Annotated in this window: 26 protein-coding genes; 9 read left to right on the plus strand and 17 right to left on the minus strand. The window is 62.1% G+C overall.

Annotated features, from left to right (window positions below; all coding sequences use genetic code 11):
- Positions 1 to 392 precede the first annotated feature (392 nt).
- From AC13C7_RS00505 to AC13C7_RS00575, 15 genes are all read right to left on the minus strand, one after another.
- A complete protein-coding gene (locus AC13C7_RS00505) occupies positions 393 to 2,003 on the minus strand; it encodes an FGGY-family carbohydrate kinase (RefSeq protein ID WP_482866252.1) in 1,611 nt (536 codons plus the stop codon).
- Positions 2,004 to 2,020: 17 nt separating this feature from the next.
- Positions 2,021 to 2,749, minus strand: coding sequence for an SDR family oxidoreductase (locus tag AC13C7_RS00510; RefSeq protein ID WP_482866253.1), 729 nt, complete (start codon positions 2,747 to 2,749; stop codon positions 2,021 to 2,023).
- A 52-nt stretch (positions 2,750 to 2,801) separates the two neighbouring features.
- Positions 2,802 to 3,869 (minus strand): ABC transporter ATP-binding protein, encoded by a 1,068-nt coding sequence (locus AC13C7_RS00515; RefSeq protein ID WP_482866254.1) that lies wholly within the window; start codon positions 3,867 to 3,869, stop codon positions 2,802 to 2,804.
- A 30-nt stretch (positions 3,870 to 3,899) separates the two neighbouring features.
- Positions 3,900 to 5,336 (minus strand): FAD-dependent oxidoreductase, encoded by a 1,437-nt coding sequence (locus tag AC13C7_RS00520; RefSeq protein ID WP_482866255.1) that lies wholly within the window; start codon positions 5,334 to 5,336, stop codon positions 3,900 to 3,902.
- A gap of 80 nt (positions 5,337 to 5,416) precedes the next feature.
- Positions 5,417 to 6,652 (minus strand): ABC transporter substrate-binding protein, encoded by a 1,236-nt coding sequence (locus tag AC13C7_RS00525; RefSeq protein ID WP_482866256.1) that lies wholly within the window; start codon positions 6,650 to 6,652, stop codon positions 5,417 to 5,419.
- 79 nt (positions 6,653 to 6,731) lie between these two features.
- Complete coding sequence (locus AC13C7_RS00530) at positions 6,732 to 7,565, minus strand: carbohydrate ABC transporter permease (protein WP_482866257.1); 834 nt, start codon at positions 7,563 to 7,565, stop codon at positions 6,732 to 6,734.
- Positions 7,555 to 8,427, minus strand: a complete 873-nt coding sequence (locus AC13C7_RS00535) for a carbohydrate ABC transporter permease (RefSeq protein ID WP_482866258.1) — start codon at positions 8,425 to 8,427, stop codon at positions 7,555 to 7,557. Before AC13C7_RS00535 ends, AC13C7_RS00530 begins: the two co-directional genes overlap by 11 nt.
- Positions 8,427 to 9,467 carry a LacI family DNA-binding transcriptional regulator gene (locus tag AC13C7_RS00540; protein ID WP_482866259.1) on the minus strand — a complete coding sequence of 347 codons (1,041 nt, stop codon included), beginning with the start codon at positions 9,465 to 9,467 and terminating at the stop codon, positions 8,427 to 8,429. The genes AC13C7_RS00535 and AC13C7_RS00540 overlap by 1 nt, the downstream gene beginning before the upstream one ends.
- 257 nt (positions 9,468 to 9,724) lie before the next feature.
- Complete coding sequence (locus tag AC13C7_RS00545) at positions 9,725 to 10,501, minus strand: amino acid ABC transporter ATP-binding protein (protein ID WP_482866260.1); 777 nt, start codon at positions 10,499 to 10,501, stop codon at positions 9,725 to 9,727.
- A 4-nt stretch (positions 10,502 to 10,505) separates the two neighbouring features.
- Positions 10,506 to 11,162, minus strand: a complete 657-nt coding sequence (locus tag AC13C7_RS00550) for an amino acid ABC transporter permease (protein ID WP_446119745.1) — start codon at positions 11,160 to 11,162, stop codon at positions 10,506 to 10,508.
- Positions 11,163 to 11,171: 9 nt separating this feature from the next.
- Positions 11,172 to 11,852, minus strand: coding sequence for an amino acid ABC transporter permease (locus AC13C7_RS00555; RefSeq protein ID WP_482866261.1), 681 nt, complete (start codon positions 11,850 to 11,852; stop codon positions 11,172 to 11,174).
- A 70-nt stretch (positions 11,853 to 11,922) separates the two neighbouring features.
- Positions 11,923 to 12,747: a transporter substrate-binding domain-containing protein gene (locus AC13C7_RS00560; protein ID WP_446119741.1), complete on the minus strand. Its 825-nt coding sequence runs from the start codon at positions 12,745 to 12,747 to the stop codon at positions 11,923 to 11,925.
- Between the two features lie 4 nt (positions 12,748 to 12,751).
- Positions 12,752 to 13,480 carry a GntR family transcriptional regulator gene (locus tag AC13C7_RS00565; RefSeq protein ID WP_446119739.1) on the minus strand — a complete coding sequence of 243 codons (729 nt, stop codon included), beginning with the start codon at positions 13,478 to 13,480 and terminating at the stop codon, positions 12,752 to 12,754.
- An 8-nt stretch (positions 13,481 to 13,488) separates the two neighbouring features.
- Positions 13,489 to 14,397: an aminotransferase class IV gene (locus tag AC13C7_RS00570; RefSeq protein ID WP_482866262.1), complete on the minus strand. Its 909-nt coding sequence runs from the start codon at positions 14,395 to 14,397 to the stop codon at positions 13,489 to 13,491.
- A 73-nt stretch (positions 14,398 to 14,470) separates the two neighbouring features.
- Complete coding sequence (locus AC13C7_RS00575; protein WP_482866263.1) at positions 14,471 to 15,223, minus strand: SDR family NAD(P)-dependent oxidoreductase; 753 nt, start codon at positions 15,221 to 15,223, stop codon at positions 14,471 to 14,473.
- An 86-nt stretch (positions 15,224 to 15,309) separates the two neighbouring features.
- On the opposite strand from AC13C7_RS00575, the gene AC13C7_RS00580 reads away from it, so the two are divergent.
- Genes AC13C7_RS00580 through AC13C7_RS00590 form a run of 3 tightly spaced genes read left to right on the plus strand, consistent with a single transcriptional unit; the run spans position 15,310 to position 19,234 of the window.
- Positions 15,310 to 16,008, plus strand: a complete 699-nt coding sequence (locus AC13C7_RS00580) for a GntR family transcriptional regulator (protein WP_482866264.1) — start codon at positions 15,310 to 15,312, stop codon at positions 16,006 to 16,008.
- Positions 16,005 to 17,465, plus strand: coding sequence for a sulfatase-like hydrolase/transferase (locus AC13C7_RS00585; RefSeq protein WP_482866265.1), 1,461 nt, complete (start codon positions 16,005 to 16,007; stop codon positions 17,463 to 17,465). The genes AC13C7_RS00580 and AC13C7_RS00585 overlap by 4 nt, the downstream gene beginning before the upstream one ends.
- A gap of 5 nt (positions 17,466 to 17,470) precedes the next feature.
- On the plus strand, positions 17,471 to 19,234 hold the full coding sequence (locus AC13C7_RS00590) for a cobalamin B12-binding domain-containing protein (protein WP_482866266.1): 1,764 nt from the start codon (positions 17,471 to 17,473) through the stop codon (positions 19,232 to 19,234).
- Positions 19,235 to 19,756: 522 nt separating this feature from the next.
- On the opposite strand, the gene AC13C7_RS00595 is transcribed toward AC13C7_RS00590, so the two are convergent.
- Positions 19,757 to 20,650 (minus strand): LysR family transcriptional regulator, encoded by an 894-nt coding sequence (locus AC13C7_RS00595; RefSeq protein ID WP_172321858.1) that lies wholly within the window; start codon positions 20,648 to 20,650, stop codon positions 19,757 to 19,759.
- Positions 20,651 to 20,784: 134 nt separating this feature from the next.
- Here AC13C7_RS00595 and AC13C7_RS00600 point away from each other — a divergent pair, with 134 nt between their 5' ends.
- Genes AC13C7_RS00600 through AC13C7_RS00615 form a run of 4 tightly spaced genes read left to right on the plus strand, consistent with a single transcriptional unit; the run spans position 20,785 to position 23,680 of the window.
- The gene (locus AC13C7_RS00600) at positions 20,785 to 21,360 is read left to right on the plus strand and encodes an NADPH-dependent F420 reductase (protein ID WP_482866267.1); all 576 of its coding nucleotides are present in this window, start codon (positions 20,785 to 20,787) and stop codon (positions 21,358 to 21,360) included.
- 22 nt (positions 21,361 to 21,382) lie between these two features.
- A complete protein-coding gene (locus AC13C7_RS00605; protein ID WP_172321860.1) occupies positions 21,383 to 21,805 on the plus strand; it encodes a DoxX family protein in 423 nt (140 codons plus the stop codon).
- Positions 21,806 to 21,865: 60 nt separating this feature from the next.
- Complete coding sequence (locus AC13C7_RS00610) at positions 21,866 to 22,729, plus strand: VOC family protein (RefSeq protein WP_172321861.1); 864 nt, start codon at positions 21,866 to 21,868, stop codon at positions 22,727 to 22,729.
- Between the two features lie 12 nt (positions 22,730 to 22,741).
- The gene (locus AC13C7_RS00615) at positions 22,742 to 23,680 is read left to right on the plus strand and encodes a glutathione S-transferase family protein (protein ID WP_482866268.1); all 939 of its coding nucleotides are present in this window, start codon (positions 22,742 to 22,744) and stop codon (positions 23,678 to 23,680) included.
- Positions 23,681 to 24,395: 715 nt separating this feature from the next.
- Here the strand turns inward: AC13C7_RS00615 and AC13C7_RS00620 are convergent.
- On the minus strand, positions 24,396 to 24,554 hold the full coding sequence (locus AC13C7_RS00620; RefSeq protein WP_482866269.1) for a hypothetical protein: 159 nt from the start codon (positions 24,552 to 24,554) through the stop codon (positions 24,396 to 24,398).
- A 25-nt stretch (positions 24,555 to 24,579) separates the two neighbouring features.
- Here AC13C7_RS00620 and AC13C7_RS00625 point away from each other — a divergent pair, with 25 nt between their 5' ends.
- Both AC13C7_RS00625 and AC13C7_RS00630 read left to right on the plus strand, forming a co-directional pair.
- Positions 24,580 to 24,945 carry a hypothetical protein gene (locus AC13C7_RS00625; RefSeq protein ID WP_482866270.1) on the plus strand — a complete coding sequence of 122 codons (366 nt, stop codon included), beginning with the start codon at positions 24,580 to 24,582 and terminating at the stop codon, positions 24,943 to 24,945.
- A gap of 69 nt (positions 24,946 to 25,014) precedes the next feature.
- Positions 25,015 to 25,527, plus strand: coding sequence for a helix-turn-helix transcriptional regulator (locus tag AC13C7_RS00630; RefSeq protein WP_482866271.1), 513 nt, complete (start codon positions 25,015 to 25,017; stop codon positions 25,525 to 25,527).
- The last annotated feature ends 39 nt before the right edge of the window (positions 25,528 to 25,566 follow it).

Below are 25,566 nucleotides of genomic sequence, written 5' to 3' on the forward strand. Positions count from 1 at the left end.
TCTCCGTCTTTGGTTTCGAGTGTTGCAACCCAAACCTTTGCCGAAGATCGACGGTGGCCGCCAGCGTCACCACCGGCCGCGCGCTGCGCTACGCCGGGGGCTCCGCGCGCGGCCTCTTACACCACTTCTCGGGACACTACCTGTGGACAGTCTTTCATAACGCACTGATAACTGTATATCAATTCTGTTTCTGGCGCCCTGTTCATGACTTAAGCAAGGGGAACCGAGATCAAAGCTGCACAGGTCAAGCAGTCGGGTGTTCATGACTTAGGAATGCCCGCGGACGGATGGCGTCAGAATGCTAGGACTTCCTTCGCAATCCGACGTCGCGACAGCATCGCCGCATGACGAAATTCCGAGACGAGGGTCTCGCGGCGCGGATCTTGAGATCTTTATCCGCCTTGATGCGCGCGAATGTCTCGGTAGCAGCTCTGCAGTTTCACGAATGCGTCATAGCGCTTGCTGTGAAGCTGAGTGTCCTCAGGCAAGGTCCTCTCGCCGAGCTGGCTCATGCTGTGCATCGCGTCGACCAGATTTTGTTTCGAGCCGCTGGCGACAGCACCCAGAATGGCGGAGCCTAATAAGACTGGTTCACTTGCCGTCACAGTGGCGACAGGAACATTTGCTGCGCTGGCAAGACACCGGCGCACCAGCGCGCTGCTGGCCGCGCCGCCGCTGACGATGACGGTAGATATGTCGATACCCTGGCCATTCAGCTCTGCGATGATCTGCCTTAACCCGTATCCGATGGAACAGAGACCCGTCACGTAGAGTCGAACCAGGCTGTCTTGGTCATCCTCAAGCCCGAAACCCGCAATGATCGCGCGAGCTTCCGGGTCGGCGAAGGGGGATCGGTTTCCAAGGAACTCGGGCACGATATGCAAACCCCTTAGTGCCGCGGCTAATGGAACGTCGGCCAACATATCGTTGGCACGTTCTTCTATCCACTTGACCCTGGAGATACCGGCGACATCAGCCTTGGCTGCGGCCTCCGGCGCGAATGGATGGAGCCTCGTCAGTTGCTCGATGGCGGCACCAGCTGCGGACTGCCCGCCCTCGTTCAACCACAGATCGGGCAGCAGCGCATCGAGATACGGCCCCCAGACGCCGCCGACAAAGGCGGGCTCGGTCGTGACATTGAGCGTGCAGGCCGAGGTTCCGAACACATATGACAGGCGGGCGTCCAATCTGTCCTGTAACCCGTCGGCCCCGATTGTGCCGATCGCCCCGGCGTGGGCGTCGATCAGGCCGGTTGCGACGGCCGTGGCAGGATGCAATCCAAGCTCGACCGCCGCCTGATTGGTCAATCCGCCCGGCAGGGCCGAGCCCGGCTGCCGCATCTCGGTTCCGATCCGAACAAACCCCTCATCCGCAAGGGATCCAAGGCCGATGTCGTGGAAATAGCTGTCATCCCACCGCCTCTCATGCGCCAGATAGGTCCATTTGCAGGTCACGGTGCAGATGGACCGGCAGAGGCTCCCAGTCGCACGCCAGGTCAAGAAATCGGTGAGGTCGAGGAAATGGCCGGCACGCGCGAAGGTATCAGGCACGTGTTCCGACAGCCAGAGCAGTTTCGGGGTCTGCATTTCGGGAGAGATACGTCCGCCGACATAGTCCAGGACGCCTGCACCGGACGCATTGACCCGCTCCGCCTGATCGGTGGCGCGGTGATCCATCCATGAGATGATGTTGCGATCGTTCTCGCCATCCGCATTGACCGCCAGAGGCGCGAAGTCGGTATCAAGCACGACCAACGAACAGGTCGCATCGAAGCCAATGCCGAGGATACTGCCGGGATCGATCTCCGTCGTTTCGACCGCCGCGCGCACTGACTTGCAGACGGCATCCCAGATGTCGCGGCTGGATTGCTCGGCGTGGTGGGGATGCGGATGCCACCTCCTGATCTTGTTGCTGGCACTGGACAGCATCCGCCCCGATGCGTCGAAGAGGCCAGCGCGTGCGCTGCCGGTGCCGACATCCACCCCTAAGAAAAAGCGATCCATGTCACCTCCCCAATCGCTCACAGATCCAGGCTGCGCGGCAGGATCACCAGGTCGCGGATTGTCACCTTGGGGTTACGGGTGAGCATGAACATCACAGCCTCCGCCACCTCCTCGGCCTCCATGAGCGAGCCATTGGCGAGCGCTTCCCGCATCTTCTCCTCGGGCCAGTCGTCGATCAGTGGTGTCACGACGGGACCGGGCAGCACTGCGCCGACCCGCAGACCTTGCGGGCCCACCTGTCGGCGCAGCGTGTGAACGAAGGCCTGCACCGCGTATTTCGAGGCAGTGTAGATAGGCTCCCACACCACGGTCTCGACCCCCGCCACCGAGGAGGTCACGACGATATCGCCCGAGCCATTGCCGATCATATGGCCAAGAACTGCATGAACCGAGCGGAAGGTGGCGTTGACATTGAGGTTGAGCACATCGTCCCAGGCGTCCGGGTCGCCATCGGCGACGGGACCGCCGACATACGCCCCTGCGTTGGCGTGGAAGATGTCGAGATTGCCGACAAGATCCTGAATGCCGGGCAACATGGCCGCGACACTGGCCGGGTCCAGCAGGTCGACGACCAGCGGGAAGGCCATTGCCCCCAACTCATCCGCGCGCGCGTTGACGGCATCGGCGTCGCGGTCGATCAGGACTGTGCGGATGCCAGATGCGATCATCTGGCGCGCGCAGGCCAGGCCGATACCGGATGCGCCCCCAGTGATTGCCGCGCTCTTGCCTTCAAGTTTGTTCTGCATCGTCTCGTCCATCTCTCTTTCGGAAGGTGAAGAAAGGGGGTTCGGTGTCACGTCAATCGGGATCATCCGCTGCAAATAGCTTTACGTCCGCCGCGTTGAATGAAAACTCGGCCTCTTCGCCTAGGGGGAGCTCGACATCGTCATGGATAAGCGAAAGCACTGAGCTTCCATCGGGCAGGAGTAGGTTCACTACCGTTTCCGTGCCCATACGCTCCAGCAGGGCGATCCGCCCGCGCAGCGCGTGCTGACCGAGGCCCGGTTTCAGGAATTGCGGCCTGATGCCGACCCGTGCAGGGCCCGGGCGCGAAACCCGGCCAGCATCGACAACCAGACCGTCGACACCGGGCATAGCAATGCTGGCCGTTCCGTCCGCGACTTTGGTTACCTCCACATCCAAGAAGTTCATCCGCGGCGAGCCGATGAAACCACCGACAAAGGCATTCCTCGGGTTGCGGTATAGCTCGATCGGCTGGCCGACCTGTTGAACGACGCCACCCTTGAGGACGACGATCTTGTCGGCCAGCGTCATCGCCTCGACCTGGTCATGTGTCACATAGACCATCGTCGCGCCAAGGCTTCGGTGCAGCTTGGCGATCTCCATCCGCATCTCCATCCGCAGCGAAGCGTCGAGATTGGAAAGCGGTTCATCAAAGAGGAAGACCGATGGCTCGCGCGTGATTGCGCGTCCGATGGCCACCCGTTGTCGTTGGCCACCAGATAGCTGGCTCGGTTTGCGATCAAGAAGATGCTGCATCTGCAGGATTTCCGCTGCCCGCCCGACCTTCTGCGCGATCTCAGCCTTCGGAGCTTTCTGGATCGACAGGCCGAAGCCCATGTTCTCGGCTACCGTCAGATGCGGGTAAAGCGCATAGGACTGAAACACCATGGCGATACCCCGGTCCCTTGGTGACAGGTCATTGGCAATCTTGCCGCCGATTTTCAGGGTTCCCGCGCTGATATCCTCCAGTCCGGCAATCATTCGCAAGAGCGTGGACTTACCGCAGCCCGAGGGACCGACGAAGACGACAAACTCGCCTTCGGAGATCTCCAAGTCGACGCCCTTGATGACCTCGCTATTCCCGAAGCTCTTTCGCAAACCCTTGAGGCTCAACTCAGCCATGAGATTTCCCTTCCGCCTGACACCGCACCATTACGCGTGCAGAGCGATGAATTCGGTTTCAGGGGTCAGCCTTTCGCCTTCCAGCCCGCGCAGATAGGCATCGTTCTCCAGAAGCGACCGGCGCAACTGGTGAACGTTGACCTCGGAGGGGCGGATGCCGTCTCGCACCGCGATTGCCGCAGCGCGACCCGCTGCCTCACCCATCGCCATGCAGGTCGCCATGACCCGGATCGCTCCCATCGCTTCATGCGTTGCAGAAATCGACCGACCCGCGACCAGCAGGTTTTCGACCTTCTGGGGCACAAGCGAGCGATAAGGGATGTCGTAGCAATCCCCGCACCAGATCAGGGTGCAGTCCTGATCCTCGGGCCTGTGGATGTCGATCGGATAGGAGGCTACCGCGATTGAATCCGGGAAGTGCCGGCAGCCGAGCACGTCTTGCTGGTTCATGACATAGCGTCCGACGATGCGCCGCGTTTCACGGATGCCGAGGAACGGGGCCGTCTTGGTGAAATAGGCCTCCTCGAACCCCGGAACATAGTCGATCAGGTATTCGACGATATCGTCGATCTGCTGGCGCCCCACGATCTCGCCATTCGTCAATGAGCGTGCATCGGTTCCGTCCGTGCCGATCACCCGGGTCATGTTGATCCAGACTTCGCCCTTTTTCAGGCCGGTGATGATGATGGTGCGCTGGTTCGGGATGACGAGATTTCGCTCTGTGCGGGCCTTGTCCATAATCTCGCGCAAGCCGACGACGATGAACTGGTTGTTCTGGCCGAAATACTCGGCCGGGATGAAATCGGTCAGGTAGGTGCGGCTCTGTTCGGAGAGCGAGGTGCGCAGCTTCTCGGTATCGACATTGGACAGGCCGAACATCAGCGTCGGCGGTTGCATTCCGCCATGTTCATTGCCCTTTTCAGTCGGGACACCGGCCCGGTAGGCAACATCGGCGTCGCCGGTGCAGTCGATGACCACCTTGGCCAGGATCGCGCTGCGCCCCGATTTGCTTTCGGTAATGACGCCGCGAATCTCGTCGCCTGCATCGTTCATCACGGTCCCGGCGACGAATGTGTAGAACACCACGTCGACCCCGGCCTCGGTCAGCATCTCCAGGCCGACGGTCTTGACCATTTCGGGCTCGACCAGCGTGATGCCCATATGGAGCGGGCAGGGGCGATGCTCGGAGGCCGCATCGCGAGCTTTCAGATTGTCGATGAACTTCTGCGGCAGACCGTGGATGATCTGGTTTCCCTTCTGGCCGAGAAAGCCAAGAACCGGCAGCCCGATCGTCATGTTGCCACCGACGAAACTGCGGCTTTCCAGTAGGCCGACCTTCGCGCCCTCCTGTGCGGCGGCGATAGCGGCGATCAGACCCGATGGCCCGCCACCGACGACAAGCACGTCATAGTCTGCGCTGACCGGGATCTCGCGCGCGGGTTCTGTAATCGTGTCAGGGCTGGTCATGACGGCCTTCTTGCGTTGAGTTTGTCGGGAAAAAGGATGCAGGGGCCGCGATCCGGCCCCTGCACGGCGATATCTATATATCAGGCCGGCAACAGCGGCTGCACGCGGTCACGGATAGCCTCGATGGCCTCGCTAGGCTCCTTCCGGCCCAAGACCGTCAATTGGACTTCTTCCAGGAAGATGTCTTGCGCCCGAGCGGCCTCGGGGAAGGGCGGGAAGGCCCCGCGCGCATTGGCGAGGGCCGCGGATTCCACCTCGGCCAACGGATTGCGTTCAGTCAGCTCCGGCTCCAGGAAGGTCGAAACCCGCGCCGGCCCATTGCCGTTCAGTGCCATCCCGAGCGTGTTCTCGGGTGCCGAAACCTCACGGATGAAGCGCCAAGCCAGTTCCTTCTGCGGTGCATTGGCCGGGATGACCATCGCCCAGGCTTCCACCACCGAGGCCATCTCGCCATCATAGCTTTCCGACGCCGGGAACACGATTGCTTTGATCGCGCCGGGATGGCGGGACTGATCGGGGTCATTCAACTGCGCTGCGCGGGCAAAGGGCAGCACCGAGAACGCGGCTCGGCCCTGCTGCATCCAGGTCACCATGTCGTCATTGCGCGTGGTTGCATAGGACCGGGGCAGGGCGCCGGAGGCAAACATGCCGGCCAGAACCTCCAGCCCGCTCTGCATCGCCGCCGGGTCGGGCAGAAGTGCGAAATCGCGGTTGATGAAATCGCCCCCGAAAGCGCGGGCGAACATCACCGGGAACACCGCCAGGTCGGAGGCCAGAATCATGCCGGTCGCATCCCCCGCTTCCGAAATCGCATTGGCTTGGGCGACCAGTTCTTCGAGCGTTTCGGGCGGCTCGTCGAATCCGTGTTCTGCTAGGATGGCCTCATTGTAGAACAGGGCCTGTGTCGCGGTGCGAACTGGAATGCCGATTAGACGGCCATCAATGGTCATGCCCTGGACGAGACCCGGTGCGAGGTCTTCGAAATTCTCGATCGGCAGGTCTTCTTGCCATTGGTCCAGCGGTTCGAACAGCTGCGCGATCTCGGATGTCGGGCGGTTATCGACCAGGAAGCCGACTGAGAATTCGGTCTCCGACAGGCTGGCCTCCCGGAAGAGGCGGTCCATCAGCGGGTTGGAATCGAAGGTGTTCCAGACGATCTCTACATCCTGTTCGGCCTTCCAGTCGGCCAGCAGGTCGTTTTCTCCCTCCCCGAGCACGGCCTGATGCACGCGGTGGCTGAGAACATTCAGGTCACGGCTCTGCGCCCAAACGGGCCCTGCGGACATGATCGTGCCGAGCGCGGTCGCGCTGGCCATGAAGCCTCTACGTGTTAAGGCAAATCTTGCTTGGTCTGTCATGTCGGTTCCTCCCTGTGATGACATTGCATGATCCCGGTCATCCCTTAGTTGCGCCTGCGGTCAGGCCTGCGACGAGAAAGCGGTTCATCGCCAGAACGAAGAGAAGGATGGGAATGAGTTGAATGGTCGAGGCGGCAAACAGCACGCCCCAATCAACGCCGTCGATGGACCCGATCATTTCGGAAATGACCAAAGGGGCGGTCTTGGCGTTCACGGATGTGAAGATGAATGCGAAGAGAAAGTCGTTCCAGGAGAACACGATCACGAAGACGGCGACCCCCAGGATGCCCGGCAATGCCAACGGAACGATAACGCGGCGCAGGATCGTCAACCTGCTCGCCCCGTCGATCGCCGCGGCCTCGTCAAGCTCACGCGGAATCTGGTCGATGAAGGTGCGCATCAGCACGGTGCCGAGTGAGACGAAGAAAGTCGCGTAGAGAATGATCAGCACGAAATGCGTGTCGTTGAGGTTGAGCCAGTTCACGATCGGAAAAAGGGGCAGGGTCACCACGATGGGCGGGATCAGGCGCACTACGATCAGGTAGACAACCGAGGCATTTAGCAACCGGCCCGAATTGCGCGAATAGGCATAACCGGCACAAGTCGAGGCGATGATGGCCAGAGCCGCGGCACCGGCCGTGACAATGGCCGAGTTCCATAGGCCGTTGAAGAACAGGCCCCATCGCTCCCACAGGGTCACGTAATGCTCGAAGGTCGGCTCGAACACCCAACGCGGCGGCACCGCGAAGATGTCCTGTCCAGGCTTGAAGGATGACAGCACGATGAACAGGATCGGGAAGAGCGACCAGACCAGGATGAGAACCGCCGCAAGCGCCTTGCCGAGACCAATGAGATTTTTCCTAAGCGACATTGCTCACCTGCCTGCGAAGAAGCCAGATATAGCCGGAGGCCAGGATCAGCGACGCCAGCACCATAATCCACGCGGTCGCTGAGGCTGGGCCGAAGGCGTTGTAGCTGAACGCCTCCTGATAAAGGTAGACGGCGACCACTTCGGTGGTGCGAGCAGGGCCGCCCCCGGTCATCAGCCAGACCTCCGAGAAGATGCGGAACGCAAAGATGTAGCGGAAGAGAAGCGCCACCAGGATCGCTGGCCCCATCAATGGTAGCGTCACCCGGCGAAAGGACTGCCACGCCGTCGCCCCGTCGATCCGCGCCGCCTCGTAAAGATCGGCAGGCATCGCTAAGCGGGCGGCGTAGAGGATGACGAAGCTGAAGGGCAGATGCATCCAGATCGTCAGCAGGCCAATCATGATCAGGGCGTGGGAGGGTTCATAGGACCATTCCAGGATTGGCAGGTGCAGCGCCTCCAGCAACTGCGTCACCGGGCCGACATCAAGGTCGAACAGGAACCGCCACATGACGACCGCGATCACCTCGGACACGGCATAGGGGGCCAGAACGGCGACGAAGAGAAGCCGCCGGAATCGCAGCCCGCTGTTGAAGAGGAGTGCCATGGCAAGCGCCAGCAGCATTTCCAGATGCACCGCGACAACGACGATCAGGACGGTGTTCCACAGGGCCCGCCGGAATGCCGGATCGCCCAGGACGCGCAGGTAATTTTCGGCCCCGACCCATTCAGCGCTCTGGCCGTAGGACGAGCTCTGGAAGCTCAGCCAGACGACATAGAACGATGGAATGACCACGACACTCAGCAGAAGCAGCTGGACCGGCGCCAGCAGCGGGACAACGCCCAGGGTTCTCGTGCGCGCCATCATAGCGCTTTCACTTCCGAGCCTGCGTCGGGGATATGCCTTGGCACCCCCACCGAGGACCGCTTCTGCAAAGGAGCTTCCAGAACGATATGCTCAGGCGGAAGCGCGTCGCCATTCATGCGGGACATGAGGCGTTGCCAGATGGTCCCGGCGATCTCCGGGATCGGCTGGCTGACCGCCGAAAGCGGGACCTTCCGCGCCGTCATCCAGGGATAGTCGTCGAACCCGACCAAGGACATGTCATCAGGCACTTCAAGCTTAAGCCTTGCCAGCGCGGACAGGGCAGCAAGTGTCGTCACGTTGGTCATCGCGATGATGGCTGTCGGCCCGGCGTGTCTGCGCAGCCAGTCCGCCAGAATATCCGCACCGGCAACGGGATCGACGCCGACTTCGATGATCTCGGGGGCATCAGCGCCAGCCGCTGCACATGCCTCCGTCACGCCTTGGATACGGTGCTGGATTGGGCGAAAATCGGTCACGGAGGACGCGATGGCGATGCGTCGGTGGCCATGGGCCAGCAGATGCTCTGCCGCCTCACGCCCGGCGTCGAGATTGTTCACCGTGACCGTATCCACCGGCAGGTCGCTTTCGCCGATCCGGTCAGCCAGGATGATCGGAAGATTGTCGAATTCGCGCCGCAGCGGCTCAGGTGTCGCGTTGGTGCAGGGGACAGCGACCACACCGGAGGGCTTCCAGCCGAGCAGTGCGTCAAGTTGTGCTGCCTCACGCTCTGGATCATCCTGTGCCGACGCGACAAGCACTTGATACCCGGCATCGACAGCCAGCCCTTCGATATCCGAGATGAGAGAAGTGAAGAAGGTATCGTTCAGGTTCGGGACCAGCACGCCGACCACCTTCACTCGCCCCGAGCGCAGTTGCGACGCGGCGCGGTCCATCTTGTAGGAGAGGGCCTCTGCCGCTTCCTCGACTCGGGCAACCAGATCCTGAGATACAGGTTTTCGCCTGCTGAACACATTGGAGACCGTCGCGACTGACACGCCGGCTTTGGCTGCCACATCCTTGATCGTCGGTCTCGTCACTTGAATAAATCCTCAAGGCCGTCTGTTAAACGTTTTTCCAGGTAGTTAAACGATTAACAGTGCGCTTAGGCGCCGTCAAGAGGAAGTTTCTTGGGGCCAATTTCGAACGTGCGTCTCTTGCCATCGCATGGCGATGTCAACTGGGCGTGTATTCCAGGCTACCAACCAGAAACCAGATACGAGCAGGCAGACGAGTGGGCACAAGACCTGAGTCTGTCTGTTGAAACGACTGCGCGTAGATCGACCGACCGGCCTTCTCAGCTGCTCTCGGGGATGCTGAATTCCTTGAAGACGGAAAGGAACTGCTGGAACCGGTCGGTCAGGGGGTTGACCAGGATGTCGGTGGGCTTGCCCTCTTCGAGAATTCGGCCCTCATGCAGGAAGATCACCCGGTCGGCGACCGAATAGGCAAAGCCGATCTCGTGCGTGACGACGACCATGGTCATCCCGTCCTCTGCCAGCTTGCGCATGACTTTCAGCACCTCGCCCACCAGTTCGGGGTCGAGCGAGGATGTCGCCTCGTCGAACAGCATTACTTTTGGGCTCATCGCCAAAGATCGTGCGATGGCGACGCGCTGCTGTTGCCCGCCTGACAGGCGCATCGGATACATGTCCTCGCGCCCTTCCAGGCCGACGCGGGCCAAGTGTTCCATTGCCAGGTCGCGTGCCTCAGCGGCACTAAGGCCCAGGACCTGGCGCGGTGCCTCCATCACGTTTTCCAGCGCCGTCATATGGGGAAAGAGGTTGAATTGCTGGAACACCATCCCGACCTTGCGGCGCAGCGCCAGCAGGTTCTTTTCGGTGATCTTGTAGGGGATCTGGCCGGTGTCGGGGCGTTCGCTCTCGATCTCGATATGACCGCCATCTGGCATCTCCATATGGTTGATGCAGCGCAACAGCGTCGACTTTCCCGAACCGGACGAGCCGAGGACGACGATCACCTCGCCTTCTTCGACGTCGATATCGATGCCCTTGAGAACCTCGTTGTCCCCGAAATGCTTGTGGATATCCACGATCTTCAGGATAGGAGTCATTGTGTCAGATCCTTGCATCGACTTCGAACCGGGCGACGATCCGGGTCAGCGGGTAGAGCACCACGAAGAACACCACCGCGACGGCGGTAAAGGCCTCGATCGGGTTGAATTGCATCGAGCTCATCAGGCGCGCCTCGTAGAGCAGTTCGGCATAGGAGATGGTCGAGGCGAGTGACGTCATCTTGGCCAGTTCGATGGCGCGGTTGGAAAAGGCGGGCACCATGCGGCGGATCGCCTGCGGCAGGATGATCCTGCGCATGATGCGACCGTAGGACATGCCGAGGGACCGCGACGCCTCCCATTGGCCCTTGTGGATCGACTGGATGCCGGCGCGGAAGATCTCGGCCGCGTTCGCCGAGGCATTGGCCGCCAGTGCCATCGTCGCCGCAGTGAACGCCGTCAGTGAGAAGCCGATCAGCACCGGCAACGCGAAGAAGAACCACATCATCTGCACCAGCACGGGCGTGTTACGGAAGAGCTCGACCCAGATCGTTGCGGGCCAGTTCAGCCACTTGCGGGTGCTATAACGGCCCATGCCGATGACCAGCCCCAGGGCGAGGCCGATGGTGAGCGAGGCCGCATATAATGCCAACGTGTGCTTCAGCCCGGCCCAGAGGAAGCCGGGATTGTCGAGGATGAATTGGAAGTCGAATTCATACATCTTGGGGCCTCATCCGACCGTCGAGACGCCGCTGCGCGCCATGCGCCTTTCGACGAGGCGGACACCGATACTGGCGGGAAGGATGACTGCAAGGTAAAGCCCCGCAGCCACGGTGAAGGTTTCCAGCGGGCGGAACACGCTTTGCGATACCTGAGTTGCCTGGAACAGCAGATCCGCGAAGGAGATCGCGCTGACCAGAGAGGTCGTCTTGAGCAGTTCGATGCCGCGTTCAAGGATCGTGGGGATCATCCGGGTGAATGCCTGCGGCAGGATGATCCGCCGCATCATCGTGGCCTTGGGCATCGCCAACGACCGCGCCGCTTCCCATTGGTCGCGCTCGATCGAGATGATGCCGCCGCGAAAGACCTCGGCAAAGAAAGCGGCGGATTGGATGGACAGGGTGACAGTCGCCGCGATGAAGGGGGTCATGCGGACGTCGATCAAAATCGGCAGCGCGAAGAACACCCACATCAGCTGCACCAGCGGCGGCACGATGCGCAGAAAGTCGATCAGCAGCCCGATGGGGGCAGAGACGATCCAAAGCCGCGACAGGCGCAAGAGCGCGATGGCCAACCCCAGGATCAGCCCTAGGACCAGGCAGATCGCGGTCAGCATCAGCGTGTTTCCCAACCCCCAGAGAAGGAGGTCGAAATTGCGAAACACGGGGCCGAATTGCCAGTCGTAATCCATCAGGGGCTGTCGCCTTTATGACCGTGCCTATGACCGCGCCGAGGGGTGGCCCCGGCGCGGTCGGTTTCCATCAGTCCCAAAGCTCGCGCTGGATCGGCGGCACCGAGTCAGGTGCCACGCCGAGCACCTCCAGCGTCTCCTCGAAATACTGCTGCGTGCGGCCCGTGTTGTAGTAATAGGCCAGCGCGGTGCTGACCCAATCGCGGAAGGACGTATCCTCCATCGGGCGCACACCGGCGCTGGAGGCCGAAGCGAAGACCGGGGTCGGCAGGGTGATCTCACCGCGGCCAAGACGCTGGCGGAACGAGATCAGCGCCGGGTGGAACATCGCCACCAGATCGGTGCGACCCGACTGGAACGCGGCCACGGCTTCGGCCAGGCCCGCGAAGCGCTGGATTTCGGCATCCGGCATGGTGCGCGAGATGAACGAGTCGATCGCGGTGCCCTGGGCCACGGCGATGGAGGTCTCGGGCACATTCAGCGCCTCCCAGGTTTCTACGTCGAAATCCTCGTTATGCATAACCGCCATCGCGTAGTAGATCGACGGGGCTGCAGGGAAATCGACCGCTAGCGCGCGTTGTGGCGTGGCATCGAGGATGAACATCAGGTCCATCTGGTCAGCCTGGAGCGCCGCGACGGCATTGCCCCAGGAGGTCTCGAAGGTCTCCAGTTCGACACCGAGATCGTCGGCCATCTGCTGGCCAAGGCTGACGCCCACGCCGGTCCAGTCCTCACCGCTGGAGGGGCGGAAGAACCATGGCGGCGATTGTGCCACACCGATGCGCAGCACGCCGCTGTCGATCACGTCCTGAAGGCTGTCTGCGCTCGCCGATTGCGGCATCAGACCGATCAGCGCGGTGGCCATCGTGGCCACGATTTTCTTTAGGTATGTCATTGTCTTACCTCCCTATTCTGTTGTCTGTGTTCCAGTGGAATTCCCCCGCCCTTTCGGCGTGTTCTTCTTGTGCCTGTTCAAACTGATCCAGTCCGAGGCGCAGATGTTCCCGCGTCTCGGACAGGGCCGCCTCGATGTCGTCGCCGGTCAGAGTGTCCAGCAGATTCTGGTGCGATGCGTTCATCGGGGCGGGCGGATGGTCGGTATGGGCGCGCAACCGGCGCAGCGTGACGTAGTATAGGTCGCGGTAGCAGGCCAGAAGCTCCCATGACCGCAAGAGCGGTTCATTGCCCGACGCGATGTAGACCGCAGCGTGAAAATCGGCCTCGGCAGCGATGGAGCGGATTGTGTCGCGCGCCTGGACCGCCGCGACCAGTCTTGTGTGCAGACGGTGGAGGTTCGATTTGAAGTTGCGGTCGCGCAAGGGCCAGCACTGCCGGATCGCCAGCAACTCGATGGTCTCGCGCACAGAATAGTAATTGCGGATATCGACCACCCGCAGATCGCGCATGGAGTAGCCGGAATAGGGCTGATTGCGCAGAAGCCCGCGTTCGGCCAGGCGGCTCAGAGCCTCGCGCACCGGGCCACGTCCGGCACCGAATTGCGCGCCGATGGTTTCCTCGCGCAGTCGCGCGCCCGGCTCGAAATGGCCTTGCAGAATATGTGCGCGGAGATCGACGGTCAGCCTGTCGGCCATGGTCTGGCGGGTTCTGCGGGGGGCGTCGTCGGGCATCGGCACGCTCACTCCGCCGTCTTGGCATAGTCGATATAGGCCTCGCGCAACCGGGTCGAAACCGGGCCCATGATCTGCCGGATCTTGCGCCCGTCGACCATCGCCACCGGGGTCAGCCCGCCGAAGGAGCCGGTGACGAAGACCTCATCCGCGTCATAGACCTGGGCGAGAGAGAAGTCGCGTTCCTCGCAGGGGATGCCAAGCCGATCGCAGAGCTCGATCACATTGGCGCGGGTGATGCCGTTGAAACAGCTGGCCCCGGTCGAGGTCATCACCTTGCCATGGCGCACGATGAAGAAGTTGGTGGCATTGCAACTGGCCACGAACCCGCGATCGTCCAGCATCAGCGCCTCATCCGCCCCCGCCTTGATCGCCTGGGTCAGCGCCATGATCAGGTTCAGCCGCGAGTGCGTATTGAGCCGCATGTCGAACATGTCTGCGCGGCAGCAGCGGATGGCCGAGGTGAAGAGGGTCAGGCCGGTCTTGAGGATCTCGGGGCTGGCGGGCTTGTATTCGGGCACGATCACCACGGTCGGGCCGCCGATGGTGTGGCGCGGGTCCTGGTTCGGCGTCTTCTTGAGGCCGCGGGTGATCATCAGCCGGACATGCACACCATCCTCGCCGGTCATGCCGTTATGCTCCAGCGTATCCTCAAGCGCCTTGCGCACCTGATCCCGGGTCATACCGATATCGAGGTCGATGGCAGTGGCCCCCATGAAGAGGCGGTCGAGGTGTCGCTCCATGAAGGCCAGGCGCCCGCCATGGTTGCGCAGGCCCTCCCAGATGCCATCGCCCAGGATCCAGCCCGCATCAAAGACCGAGACCATGGCCTTGTCGCGCGGCACGAAGTCGCCGTTGAGGTAGAGCTCCACCTTGTCGTTGCGCGGATCGGCGATGAAATCCTGACTTCCGGCCATGCGGGCCCCCGTGCTTCTGTCAACGTTCCACACAGTTAGTCGACAGATTCGGAGTTTTGTCAACAATTCTGACTCAGCACAGGCCACCATTCACGTGGATGGACTGCCCAGTGACGTAAGCCGCATCCGGGCCAATCAGGAACGCGATGACGCCGGCCACCTCATCCGGTTTTCCGCGTCGGCCCAACGGGATGCGGCGTTCAATCTCGGCCACTGCGTCCGGTCCCGGCCCATCGGAATGGCGCGCCTCACGTTCGATAAATCCGGGCACGATGCAGTTGACGGTGATACCGTTGGGCGCCAACCCTGCCGCCATCGTGCGCACCGCCACTTCCAACGCGCCCTTGGAAGCCGCCGAGGCCGGGAACTGCGGCAGGTCGGTGCGAAAGACATGCGCGGTGAAACTGCCCACGGCGACGATCCGGCCCATGGACGAGGCGCGCAGCATCGGCGCGGCTGCTTGGCCCAAGGCAAAGAAGCTCTGCACATTCGCCTGGAAGGCATAGCCGATATCTTCGGCGATCATCTGCTCGAAGGGCATCCGCGAAGGGAAGCCTGCCACCGCAACCAATGCATCGAGCGAGCTATAGGCCGCCTCATGCGCGGCAATGATACCGGCGGGCACGTCCGGGCCGGCCAGATCACCCGTGAAGACGGTGACCTCCGCCCCTTGTCTGCGCGCCGTATCGGCGACGCCCTCTAGCTCTTCGATGGCCTTCCGGCTGTGCAGAGTCAGCCGCGAGCCAGGCTTGGCCAGTCGCAGCGCGACGCATTTCCCGATGCCGGATGCCGCGCCGGTTACGATGGCCGATTTGCTGACGGTCATAGCTCCGCGCTCCTCGCAATGTTGATCGATTGTTGACAATCAGCCATGAGTCGTCAAACTAAATCGCAATCAGCGGGGGAGGGCGCGTGGAGCTACTGAAACGACAGACGATGCGCGAGCAGATCGCCGTCTCACTGCGCAAGGCCATAATGAGCGGAGAGTTTTCGCCCGGCAGCCAGATCGTCGAGGCGGAGCTTGCGCAGTCATTCGGCGTCAGCCGGGGGCCGCTGCGCGAGGCCCTGCGCGAGTTGATCGAAGAGGGGCTGCTGATCTCGATCCCCTATACCGGCACGCGGGTGGCAGAACTGTCGCTGAAGGATATCGACGACGTGTTCTCCCTGCGCACCGAGCTTGAGATATTCGCATTTCGTCGGGTCTGGCCATTGCGAGACGACGCCTATCGGGCCGAGCTGTCCCGACGGCACGAGGCTTTGAAGTCCAGCGTTCTGGCGGGCGATGAGGAAGGCGCAATCCTGGCCGAACTGGCACTGCATTCTCATGTCTATGAAAGCTGCGAGCATCCTCTGCTCTTGCAGATGTGGCGCACTCTTGCGGGCAAGCTACAGCTCTACTGGGCCGCGCATCACCACGCCCATGGCCGCCGTGCGCCCCGTATCGACGGTCATGAGGCCTATCTCGCCTGCGCGCTCGGCGATGATCTGGAGGCGATGATGCAGGAGGTGCGCACGCATATGCTGCACGGCTTTGAGAAAACCCGCGCCTTCCTGATCGCGCGGGGGCCCGCCCCGAAAACCTTACCCCGCAGCGAGAGGACGGTGCGATGACCCGGCCCAATGTTCTGCTTGTCAGCGTCGATCAATGGCCTGGCCATCTGCTTGGCATCGCCGGTCATCCGGTGATCCAGACGCCCACGCTGGATGAGCTTTGCCGCAGCGGTATTCGCTTCACCAACGCCCATTCCGAATGTCCGATCTGCGTGCCTGCACGGCGGTCACTGATGTTGGGCGCGTCACCCCGTGCGCATGGCGACCGGGTCTATGATGACCAGCTCTCGATGCCGCCCGAGACCATCGCCGCCAGTTTCAGCGCCGCAGGATACCAGAGTTTCGGCGTTGGCAAGCTGCACGTTTTTCCGCAGCGCAGCCGGATCGGGTTCGACGACGTGATCCTTGATGAAGAGGGACGCGCGCAATACGGCGTGATGGACGACTACGAGATGTTCCTAGGCGACCGGGGTCACCCGGGCCAGCAATTCGATCACGGGATGAGCACTGATGGCTATGTGCATCGGCCCTGGCACCTGCCTGAGTCTCTGCATGTGACCAATTGGGCGACGCAGGCGATGATCCGCCAGATCAAGCGACGCGACCCGACGCGGGCCTCATTCTGGTATTTGTCCTATCGCCACCCGCATCCGCCGCTGGTTCCGCTGCAAAGCTACCTCGACCTCTATCGCGGGGCGGAGGTGGACACCGCCCTTGAGGGCGACTGGGGCGAACCGCCCTGGTCCGTGGCGACCAAACGCCAGCGCGGCGAGAAATATGCGCCTGCACAGATCGCCGAGATCCGCCGCGCCTTCTATGCGCTCTGCACCCATATCGACCACCAGTTGCGGCTGGTCATCGGCACATTGCGCGAGGAATGCCTGCTGGATGATACGATCATCCTCTTTACCTCGGATCATGGCGACATGTTGGGGGATCACGGGCTTTGGGCGAAGAGCCTCTTCTATCGCGGCTCAACCGGGGTTCCGATGATCCTGGTGCCGCCGAAGGGCCACCCGTCCAGCGCGCCGGGAACCGTGGATGACCGGCTTGTGACGCTGGCCGACGTGATGCCAAGCCTGCTGTCGATAGCGGACATCCCCGTTCCCGAAACCTGCGATGGCGTGAGCTTCGTGAACGGCAGGAGGCGCGAGGCCATCTTTGGTGAGTTGGGCACTGGCGTGGGGGCGACGCGCATGTATCGGACCGCTCGCTGGAAGCTGATCTATTACCCGACCGGGAACCGGCGTCAGTTGTTCGACATGGATAGCGACTCCGAGGAACGGTATGATCTGGCAGCGCGGGACGATCATGCCGGGGTGCTGAAAGACCTGACGCAGGCCATGATCGGCGAGTTCCACGGCAGCGACAAGGACTGGCTGACCAACGGTGAATTGACCGGCCTGCCGGATCGAGAACAGGAGCCGCGCGTGAACAGGGACCTGTCCAGCCAGCGGGGCCATCATTGGCCACCGCAGCTTCATTCCAACCTGCGCCAGATCCTCAATTCGGCCTGATCGACATGCAGCTTGCCCGCGCCGATATCCTGCCTGAACCCGACCTGCCGGACGGCGCGTCCCTGTTGCAAGACGGCGCGCGGCTGGCCGCTGACTGGCAGGTCGGCCCGTCCGAGTTCCTCAAGGCGCACGGCGTCACCAGCGAACACGTCTTCAAGCTGCGCTGCATGGAGAATGGGTGTGTCACCCAACATGCGCAGATCGGATTTCGTGACCGAGCGAAGAGCATCCGCGCCTATCACGACATCTGGGTCGCCTGCGCGCGGGAAGGGATCAGCGTAGATCGTTACGGACTTTGCCTCGACTGGTCGATGGCGGTGCCGCGCGCCCAACGCGTCGATGCGCAGCGCGGCACGGGCATGATCCTGCCCGGGGTTGAGGATTTTGTTCGCCTTGCCAATGCCGCTCCGGTCGCACCGCATTTCGGGGATTTTGTGCTCGGTTTTCCCGCGGCACTGGAAAATACCCAGGCTGCGCTGGCGGGAGGCAGCACGGCGATTGGCAATCTGGGGCAGTATTTCACCTTCCGCATTCCCGGATTTGGGGATGATATCGCCGCGACACGAGAAACGGTCCGCGCCATCGGTCTCATTGCGGCGCAGCCCGTTCCTGTGATCGTGCACTCCAACATCGACGACGGGTTTGGTGCCCAGTTCACCGATCTGGCATCCTGCCTGGGCATGATGCTGCTGGAGAAGGACCTGATCGAACGCCTGGCCGGGGCACCGGTCGGGCATTGCTACGGACATCACTTCTCGGATCCGCTCGCGCGGCGGGCATTTCACGCCGCTATGGCATGGGCGGGCATGTCCCCCGGCACGGTAATCTATGGCAATACGACCAGCTATCGGGGCAGTCCTGCCCAGAACCGGTCGAGCCTTGCCAGCTATCTACTGGTCGACGCGTTGGGGCAAATATCACAGCCGACGGGTCACGCGATCAGCGCGGTCCCGGTGACAGAGAACCAGCGCATTCCCGATATCGACGAGGTTGTCGATGCACAGCTTATGGCCGGGCGACTGAAGCAACATGCGGAAACCTGGCAGGGCCTGGTTCCGCTGGAAGTGACAGATGATCTGGCAGGCCGAATCCTTGCCGGCGGGCGTCATTTTCATCGCGCGACCTTACGCGGGCTTGCTGACGCTGGTATCGATACAGACGATCTGTTTGAAGTGTTGTTGGCGCTTCGCAGGATTGGCGCGCGACAACTTGAAGCTGTATTTGGCGCGGGCGTGGTGGATGAGACCGCTCCGGTCGGACGTGTTCCCCATGTGTCTGCCGGCATCGTTGAAGAGATATCCGAAATGGCAACTGCCGCACTGGCAGATCTTGCGCCTGAGACGCGGAAAACTCTTTCAGAAAGCGGCTTGAAGGTGCTCAGCGCAGCGGGCGATGTTCATCAGCATGGCAAGATGGTCGTGGACGAGGTCCTGCGCAAGCTTGGTCTCACCCCGTTGGATGGCGGCGTTTCAACAGATCCGCAGAGGTTGGTGCAGATGGCAAAGGATATTGCGCCCGACGTCATCGCGATCAGCACTTACAACGGTGTTGCGCTCAGTTATCTCGAGCAGCTTCAGACCGACCTGGCCAAGGCCAATCTTGAGATCCCTGTGCTGATGGGAGGGCGCCTGAACCAGATTGCGGATGTATCCAACTCCAGCTTGCCGCACGATGTCAGCCAGGATCTGTCTGCACGCGGCGCGATCATCTGCCAATCGGCAGCAGAGCTTGCTCCTGCGCTTGCCGCGCTCCTTCGCCAGAATAGCTAAGGCGGGCCGACATCGATCCGAGGCAATTCCGATAGCCCACTCATCGATCCCGCACTCCGGAAATCGCAGAGGTTGCGGGCTTCACCGGCGGGGGCAGGGGGGCCACGAGCCGTTCGCCTTTTCTGCCGCTTCGCTCTTTTTTTCGCGCGATCAAGACGCAGAGGACGGCCCCATGACGCAGGATGTCCTGATGGATGAAGTCCTATTGTCGGGCGGTTCACTGCTGCCGCACAAATGAAGTATCAAAGACTCCCTCTGTCGTATCGCGGACAGCGACCTTCGCAGCAGCGGTGATTGCCGATGGCCCACAGCAGTCGTTGGGATCGGTCGCAGCGCAGGTCCGGTTTGAGGCCAAGTGACCAAGGCGTCACGGCTCGGTTTCGCACATGCAACGAGACGCTCTTCGACGTGGACGGCCCAGGCTCGACCTTCCTCAGGGAGATCATCGCTGCGTCGCAACTTTACCCGAAGCTGCCATTCGTGTTGGTGCTGTTGACCCCATCTGGATTGGCCTTTTCGCGCTCATTCCGGCAAGACGTGCACATCCTCGGCAGCGAAGTCGATGAGGGTCCGTATCTTTCGAGGTAAGGTTCGACCCTCGAGGTAAACGGCGGTAATCGGCCCCCCATCCATTTCGAACTCCTCCAGCAGCGGAACGAGGCGTCCCGTCTCGAGCATGTCCGCAATCGCGAACCGGGGCGCATAGGCGATCCCCATGCCAGCCGCGGCCAGCTCTATTGCCGCCCGGGCAGAATTGACATGGAAGCGGCCTCGCACCTGGGCCACAACCTCGGTGCCGTCTTTTCTGAACCTCCACCGATGTGGCTGGCGCCGGTTCGTATCGACAATGCAGGCGTGCCGAGAGAGGTCATCTGGTGTTCTTGGTGCCCCGTGCTCATTCATGTAGTCTGGATGCGCCACCAGTGAGCTTTGAAACGTGCCGAGCTTGCGCGTCTTCAGTGATAGCGTCTCCGACAAGCCCATCCGGAACGCCAGGTCGATGCCGTCGGCGGCCAAGTCGACGTAGCGATCGTCCAGCCTCAGGTCGAAGGTCAAACCTGGGTGTGCTTCGGCGAACCGCGCCAGCATGCCGGCCACGTAGACTTCACCGAAGGTCACAGGCGCCGAGACCCGAATGATCCCGGTCAAGCCGCGCGATCCCTCCGACACATTGCTTAGGAGAGCATCAAGCTCGTCGAGGACGGCTGGCGCCCGGGCGAGGAGATCCTCCCCGGCCGGCGTCAACCCAACCTTCCGGGTGGTCCGCTGGAGCAACCGCGTTCCGAGGCGCGATTCCAGTTCGGCCACGTATTTCGAGGTCAGGCGATTCGAGACCCCAAGTTGCGCTGCACCTGCGGTGAAGGAGCCGGTCCGAGCGGTGGCCACGAAAGCCTTGAGTTCGTCGACGATGTCCATGGGCACCCTTTTAGGAACAATATAACGATAGTCATTCCATAAAATCGCCATTTTATGGAAGATTGGGAAGTCCTACCTTCGCTTCAGTGAACAACAGCCCGCCCTGAGGGGTGGCGAACCGAAGGAGGAATGAAATGCGTATCGCAATTATCGGAAACGGCAATGTAGGCTCCGGCCTCGCCCAAGTTCTGGGTCTGGCTGGTCACGAGGTGTCCGCCATTGGCCGCAATGATGACCTCTCCGCCGCCGTCTCCCAGGCGGAGGTGGTGGTTCTGGCCACGCCCTATGGCGCCGTGGCCGATCTTGCCGGCAAGGCCGACTTCACCGGCAAGACCGTCATCGATGTCTCGAACCCGGTGACCGAGGACTTCTCGGGTCTCCAGGTCGGCCACAAGACCTCGGCTGCCGAGGAGATCGCATCCCGGCTGTCCGGCGCGACGGTGGTGAAGGCGTTCAACACGATCTTCGCGCAGCACTACGGCACGGGCCTCAAGCTGAATGGCCAGCCGATCCAGACCTTCGTTGCCGCCGATGACGAGGCCGCACGCGAGACGGTCAAGGCCCTGGCCGCCGAGATCGGCCTCGAGCCGGTCGATGCCGGCCCGCTCGCCAACGCTCGCTACCTCGAGCCCATCGGCTTCCTCAATATCCAGTTCGGCTACGCCTTCGGTCACGGAACCGGGATCGCGCCGCGCTGGCAGTTTTCCTGACATACCCTACGGAGCATCCGACATGACTACGCAAACCAATACCGACTACGCCGCCGCCGCCCTTCGCATCTCGACCGGCGTCCTGTTCCTCGCCCATGGCTGGATGAAGGTGAGCGCTTTCACGATCCCGGGCACCGTCGCCTTCTTCGAAAGCCTCGGCCTGCCCGGCGTGCTCGCCTATTTCACCATCTTTGCCGAGCTGGCGGGCGGCATCGCCCTGATCCTCGGCCTGGGCACCCGTGTCGTCTCGATCGCGCTGATCCCCGTCCTCCTGGGCGCGACCTGGGCCCATTCCGGCTTCGGCTGGAGCTTTTCGAACGAAGGTGGCGGATGGGAATACCCGCTGTTCTGGGCCGTGGTGCAAGGCGCCGTTGCCATTCTGGGGCGCGGAGCCTTCGCCCTGCGCATCCCCAAGCTCGACCAGCGCCTCGGCCAATTCGCCTGATCGCCCTCGCCGGCCGTGGGTCACCGCCCGCGGTCGCGCTCTTTCCCAAGGAGACCCGACATGACCATTGCCAACGACTTCTTCGACATGGCTGCCGCGCCACTGCGTATCGGGACGGTCCGGCTCAAGGTGCGTGATCTCGATGCGGTCTCCACCTTCTACCAGAGTGTGCTCGGGCTCAGCCCTGTCGCGACGACCGACCATCGCATCATCCTTGGCACCGGAAGCGCGCCACTCCTGGAACTCGAGGGCGACCCGAGTCTCTCGCCGCTCGATCCGCGGCAGGCCGGTCTGTTTCACACGGCCTTCCTGATGCCGACCCGATCCGACCTCGCCCGCTGGTTCGCTCATGTCGCCGAGGCGCGCGTGCCGCTGCAAGGGGCCTCGGATCACTTCGTCAGCGAGGCGCTCTACCTCGCCGATCCAGAGGGAAACGGCATCGAGGTCTATGCCGACCGCCCGGTCTCCGCCTGGCACGGAGAGAATGGCGAGATCCGGATGAGCACCGACCCGCTGGATCTGCAAGATCTGCTGCAAAGCGCCGAGGGCACCGAATGGTCGGGTCTCCCCGACAACGGCAGCATCGGCCATGTCCACCTTCAGGTGGGCGACACGGGCAAGGCCGATGATTTCTACCGCGACCTGCTCGGCCTCGATATCGCGGCGCGCTATCCGGGCGCCAGCTTCTACGGCAGCGGCGGCTACCACCACCAGCTTGCCGGCAATATCTGGAACAGCCGACGGGCCGGCAAGCGCCCAGAGTGTATGGCCGGTCTCGATGCTGTCGAGATAGTTGCCCGGGACCGGCAAGACCTCGCGGCCATTGCCACCCGCGCCGAAAGCTCCGGCATTGCCGGCAAAACGAACGCGGACGGCCTGACCCTGCACGACCCCTGGGGCACCGCCATCACGTTCAGGACCTGAGGAGAAACGACAATGCTTCGAGACGGAAAATGGGTTGCAGACTGGCAGCCGGTTCAGGCCCAGGATGAAAAGGGCGGCTTTGTCCGCCAGACCTCCGGCTTCCGCAACTGGGTCACGCCTGACGGCAGCGCCGGGCCGACCGGTGAGGGTGGCTTCAAGGCAGAGCCAGGCCGTTACCACCTCTATGTCGCGCTGATCTGCCCATGGGCGTCCCGGACGCTGATCGCCCGCAAACTGAAGAGGCTGGAGGACGTGATTTCGGTCTCCGTCGTCGAGCCGGAACTGTCCGACCAGGGCTGGCGCTTCGGCGATCCGGTCGAGGCTGAGGGCGCTTTCTACATGCACGAGATCTACACTCGGGCCGACCCGGCGATCTCCGGACGGGCAACCGTGCCAGTGCTGTGGGACAAGAAGCGCGGGACCATCGTGAACAATGAATCCGCCGACATCCTGCGGATGCTGAACTCCGGCTTCGGCGACCTGGCTGACGACAGCATCGATCTCTATCCGGAGGACCTTCGCGAAAGAATCGACGCTCTCAATGACCGCATCTATCCGAGCTTGAACAATGGCGTCTACCGCACGGGTTTCGCCACCACGCAGGTCTCCTACGAGGAGGCATTCCACGACGTCTTCGCGATGCTCAATGAACTCGAGGAGCGCCTCGCTGATGGCCGCGAGTTCCTTTTGGGAGATCGCTTCACCGAGGCCGATGTGCGGCTCTTCGTGACGCTGGTGCGCTTCGATGTGGCCTATCACGGCCTCTTCAAATGCAACCTGCGCCGTATCGCGGACTATCCCGTCCTGAGCCGCTACCAAGAACGGCTCCTCGCCATTCCCGGCGTGCGCGACACGGTCAGCATCGACCACATCAAGCGCGGCTACTACTCGATCAAGGCGCTGAACCCCACCGGCATCGTTCCTCTCGGACCGGAGCGGGCCCCGGTCTGAAGGGGCGATCATCCGTCCGGATCAGGACCCTGGCGCACACGGGGCGCGCCAGCACCGCCAGCCACTGATCACTGGGAACCCGAAGGCCGCCACGACACCGGCGACGGCAGTCCAGGAATGTCCGCCTTTAGATCACCGACGTCGCAGCATCGCACTTACAGAGAATGTCAGCAATCCGCTCTTAGGGTCGCGTCCTGGCGCTCGAGGAATTTTCTGGCCGACTTCAAAGGGAGATCACATCGCGGTTCGCCAGGTCCGGTCCAGAACCGCTGATCACGAGATAGCCTCGCTTCAGGTTGTTGTTCAATTGTGAGGGCGGTGGCCCGCTTGACGACACTGACTTTGATCAGCCGTGTCGCAGGGCATCGAGGCGCAGGCAATCATCGGCAATCTGCAAGGTCTCACCTTCGGCAAGGACATCGATCGCGTTCTGGGCCAAATGGATGATCATGGGTTCTCGGAATTCCCACCGCCACGGGCATGCAGCTGGCGGATTGGCTCCACCGGCATAAACCCTGGTTCAGATTGGTGCAGCAAGGGTGACAGACCGATCCCCCCTCGGTTCAAATCGAGACGATTGAACCTGAGGTGAATGGCGCGCGCCGGTCCCTTTGCGCATATCAGGCCCATCAAATGCGTGGACGCCGTCACCGCGTCCTCGCCGAACCCCAGATCTGCACGAAAGGGATCCAGACATGACACGTATCACAAGACGTCAACGACCGATCTTCGCCTTGACCACGACCTCCTGCGCTGCTGCGGTGGCAATGGTGCTATCGGTCGCAACACCCGGCCTTGCGCAATCCTCCAGCAGCGCCCCGCAATCTGCCCCCGCCAACGCACAACCCGCGCCGAACACGGCGCAGGCGTCCACGTCGTCCTCGGCGAACGCCCAAGCAATGAGCCAGATCGAGATGGTTCAGGTTCGCGGGGAACTGGCTGTCATCGCCGAGCTTGAGGCGCGCGGATACACTATCGTGTCCCGGTCACGCACCCTGCTTGGCCGGGTGCGACTGGAGGCCGAAGCCGCGACGCATTTGCGTGAGATCGTATTGCACCAGTCGACCGGCGAAATTCTCAGCGATGCCGTGATCCGGGTCTTCGCGGATACCTCCGGCGCTACAAATGCCGGAACCGCTGGTCCAGCCGGGACCGGTTCGATCGGCGGCGATGCCAGCCTGGGCGTTGACGTGGATGTCGATCCTGCCGGTGACGGCATTGGGGCCGACATCGGCGTTGACGGTGGTCTCGGGATCGGGAACTAAGCTCAGATCTCAATGTTGATCGGGGCGGGCCCTCTTGCCCGCCCCGGCCATACCGGAGGACGCGCGGACATGCCCCGAAACATCAATGGCTCACTCGTGCTATTGCTCACCATCGCTGTTCAGGTGACCTTTGCAGTCCTCTTCCTCGGGTTTTTCGCCTTCGATGTCTCGACTATCTTGACGCAACCGGTAGGCTACAGCATCCGGGAACTCTTCGAACTGTTCGCCGTCCTGGCCCTGATCCTGAGCATCGCCATCAATATCGTGATGATCCGCCGGCTTCTCAAAAGAGCGGCAGCGGCAGAGCAAGCCGTGATGATCGCGGGCGGTGCATTTCAGACTCTGGCCGAGGCCGAATTGGACCGATGGGAGTTCAGCCGCGCCGAACGGGAAGTTGCCCTGCTTGCCATCAAGGGGTTCTGGAATGCCGAGATTGCCGAAATGACACGCAAGAGGGAGGGCACCGTCAAATCGCAAAGCGCTGCCGACTTTCGCAAGGCGGCCGTCCAGGGCAGGATTGGCTTGGTGACCCACTTCATGGAAGAGATCGTCGGCGATACACTGGTTCCCGGTCAGGATTGAATGATCCATCCAATAAGACAGAACTGTTGGTAGTCGCCA

The sequence above is a fragment of the Alterinioella sp. B-7 genome (genome assembly GCF_056857775.1).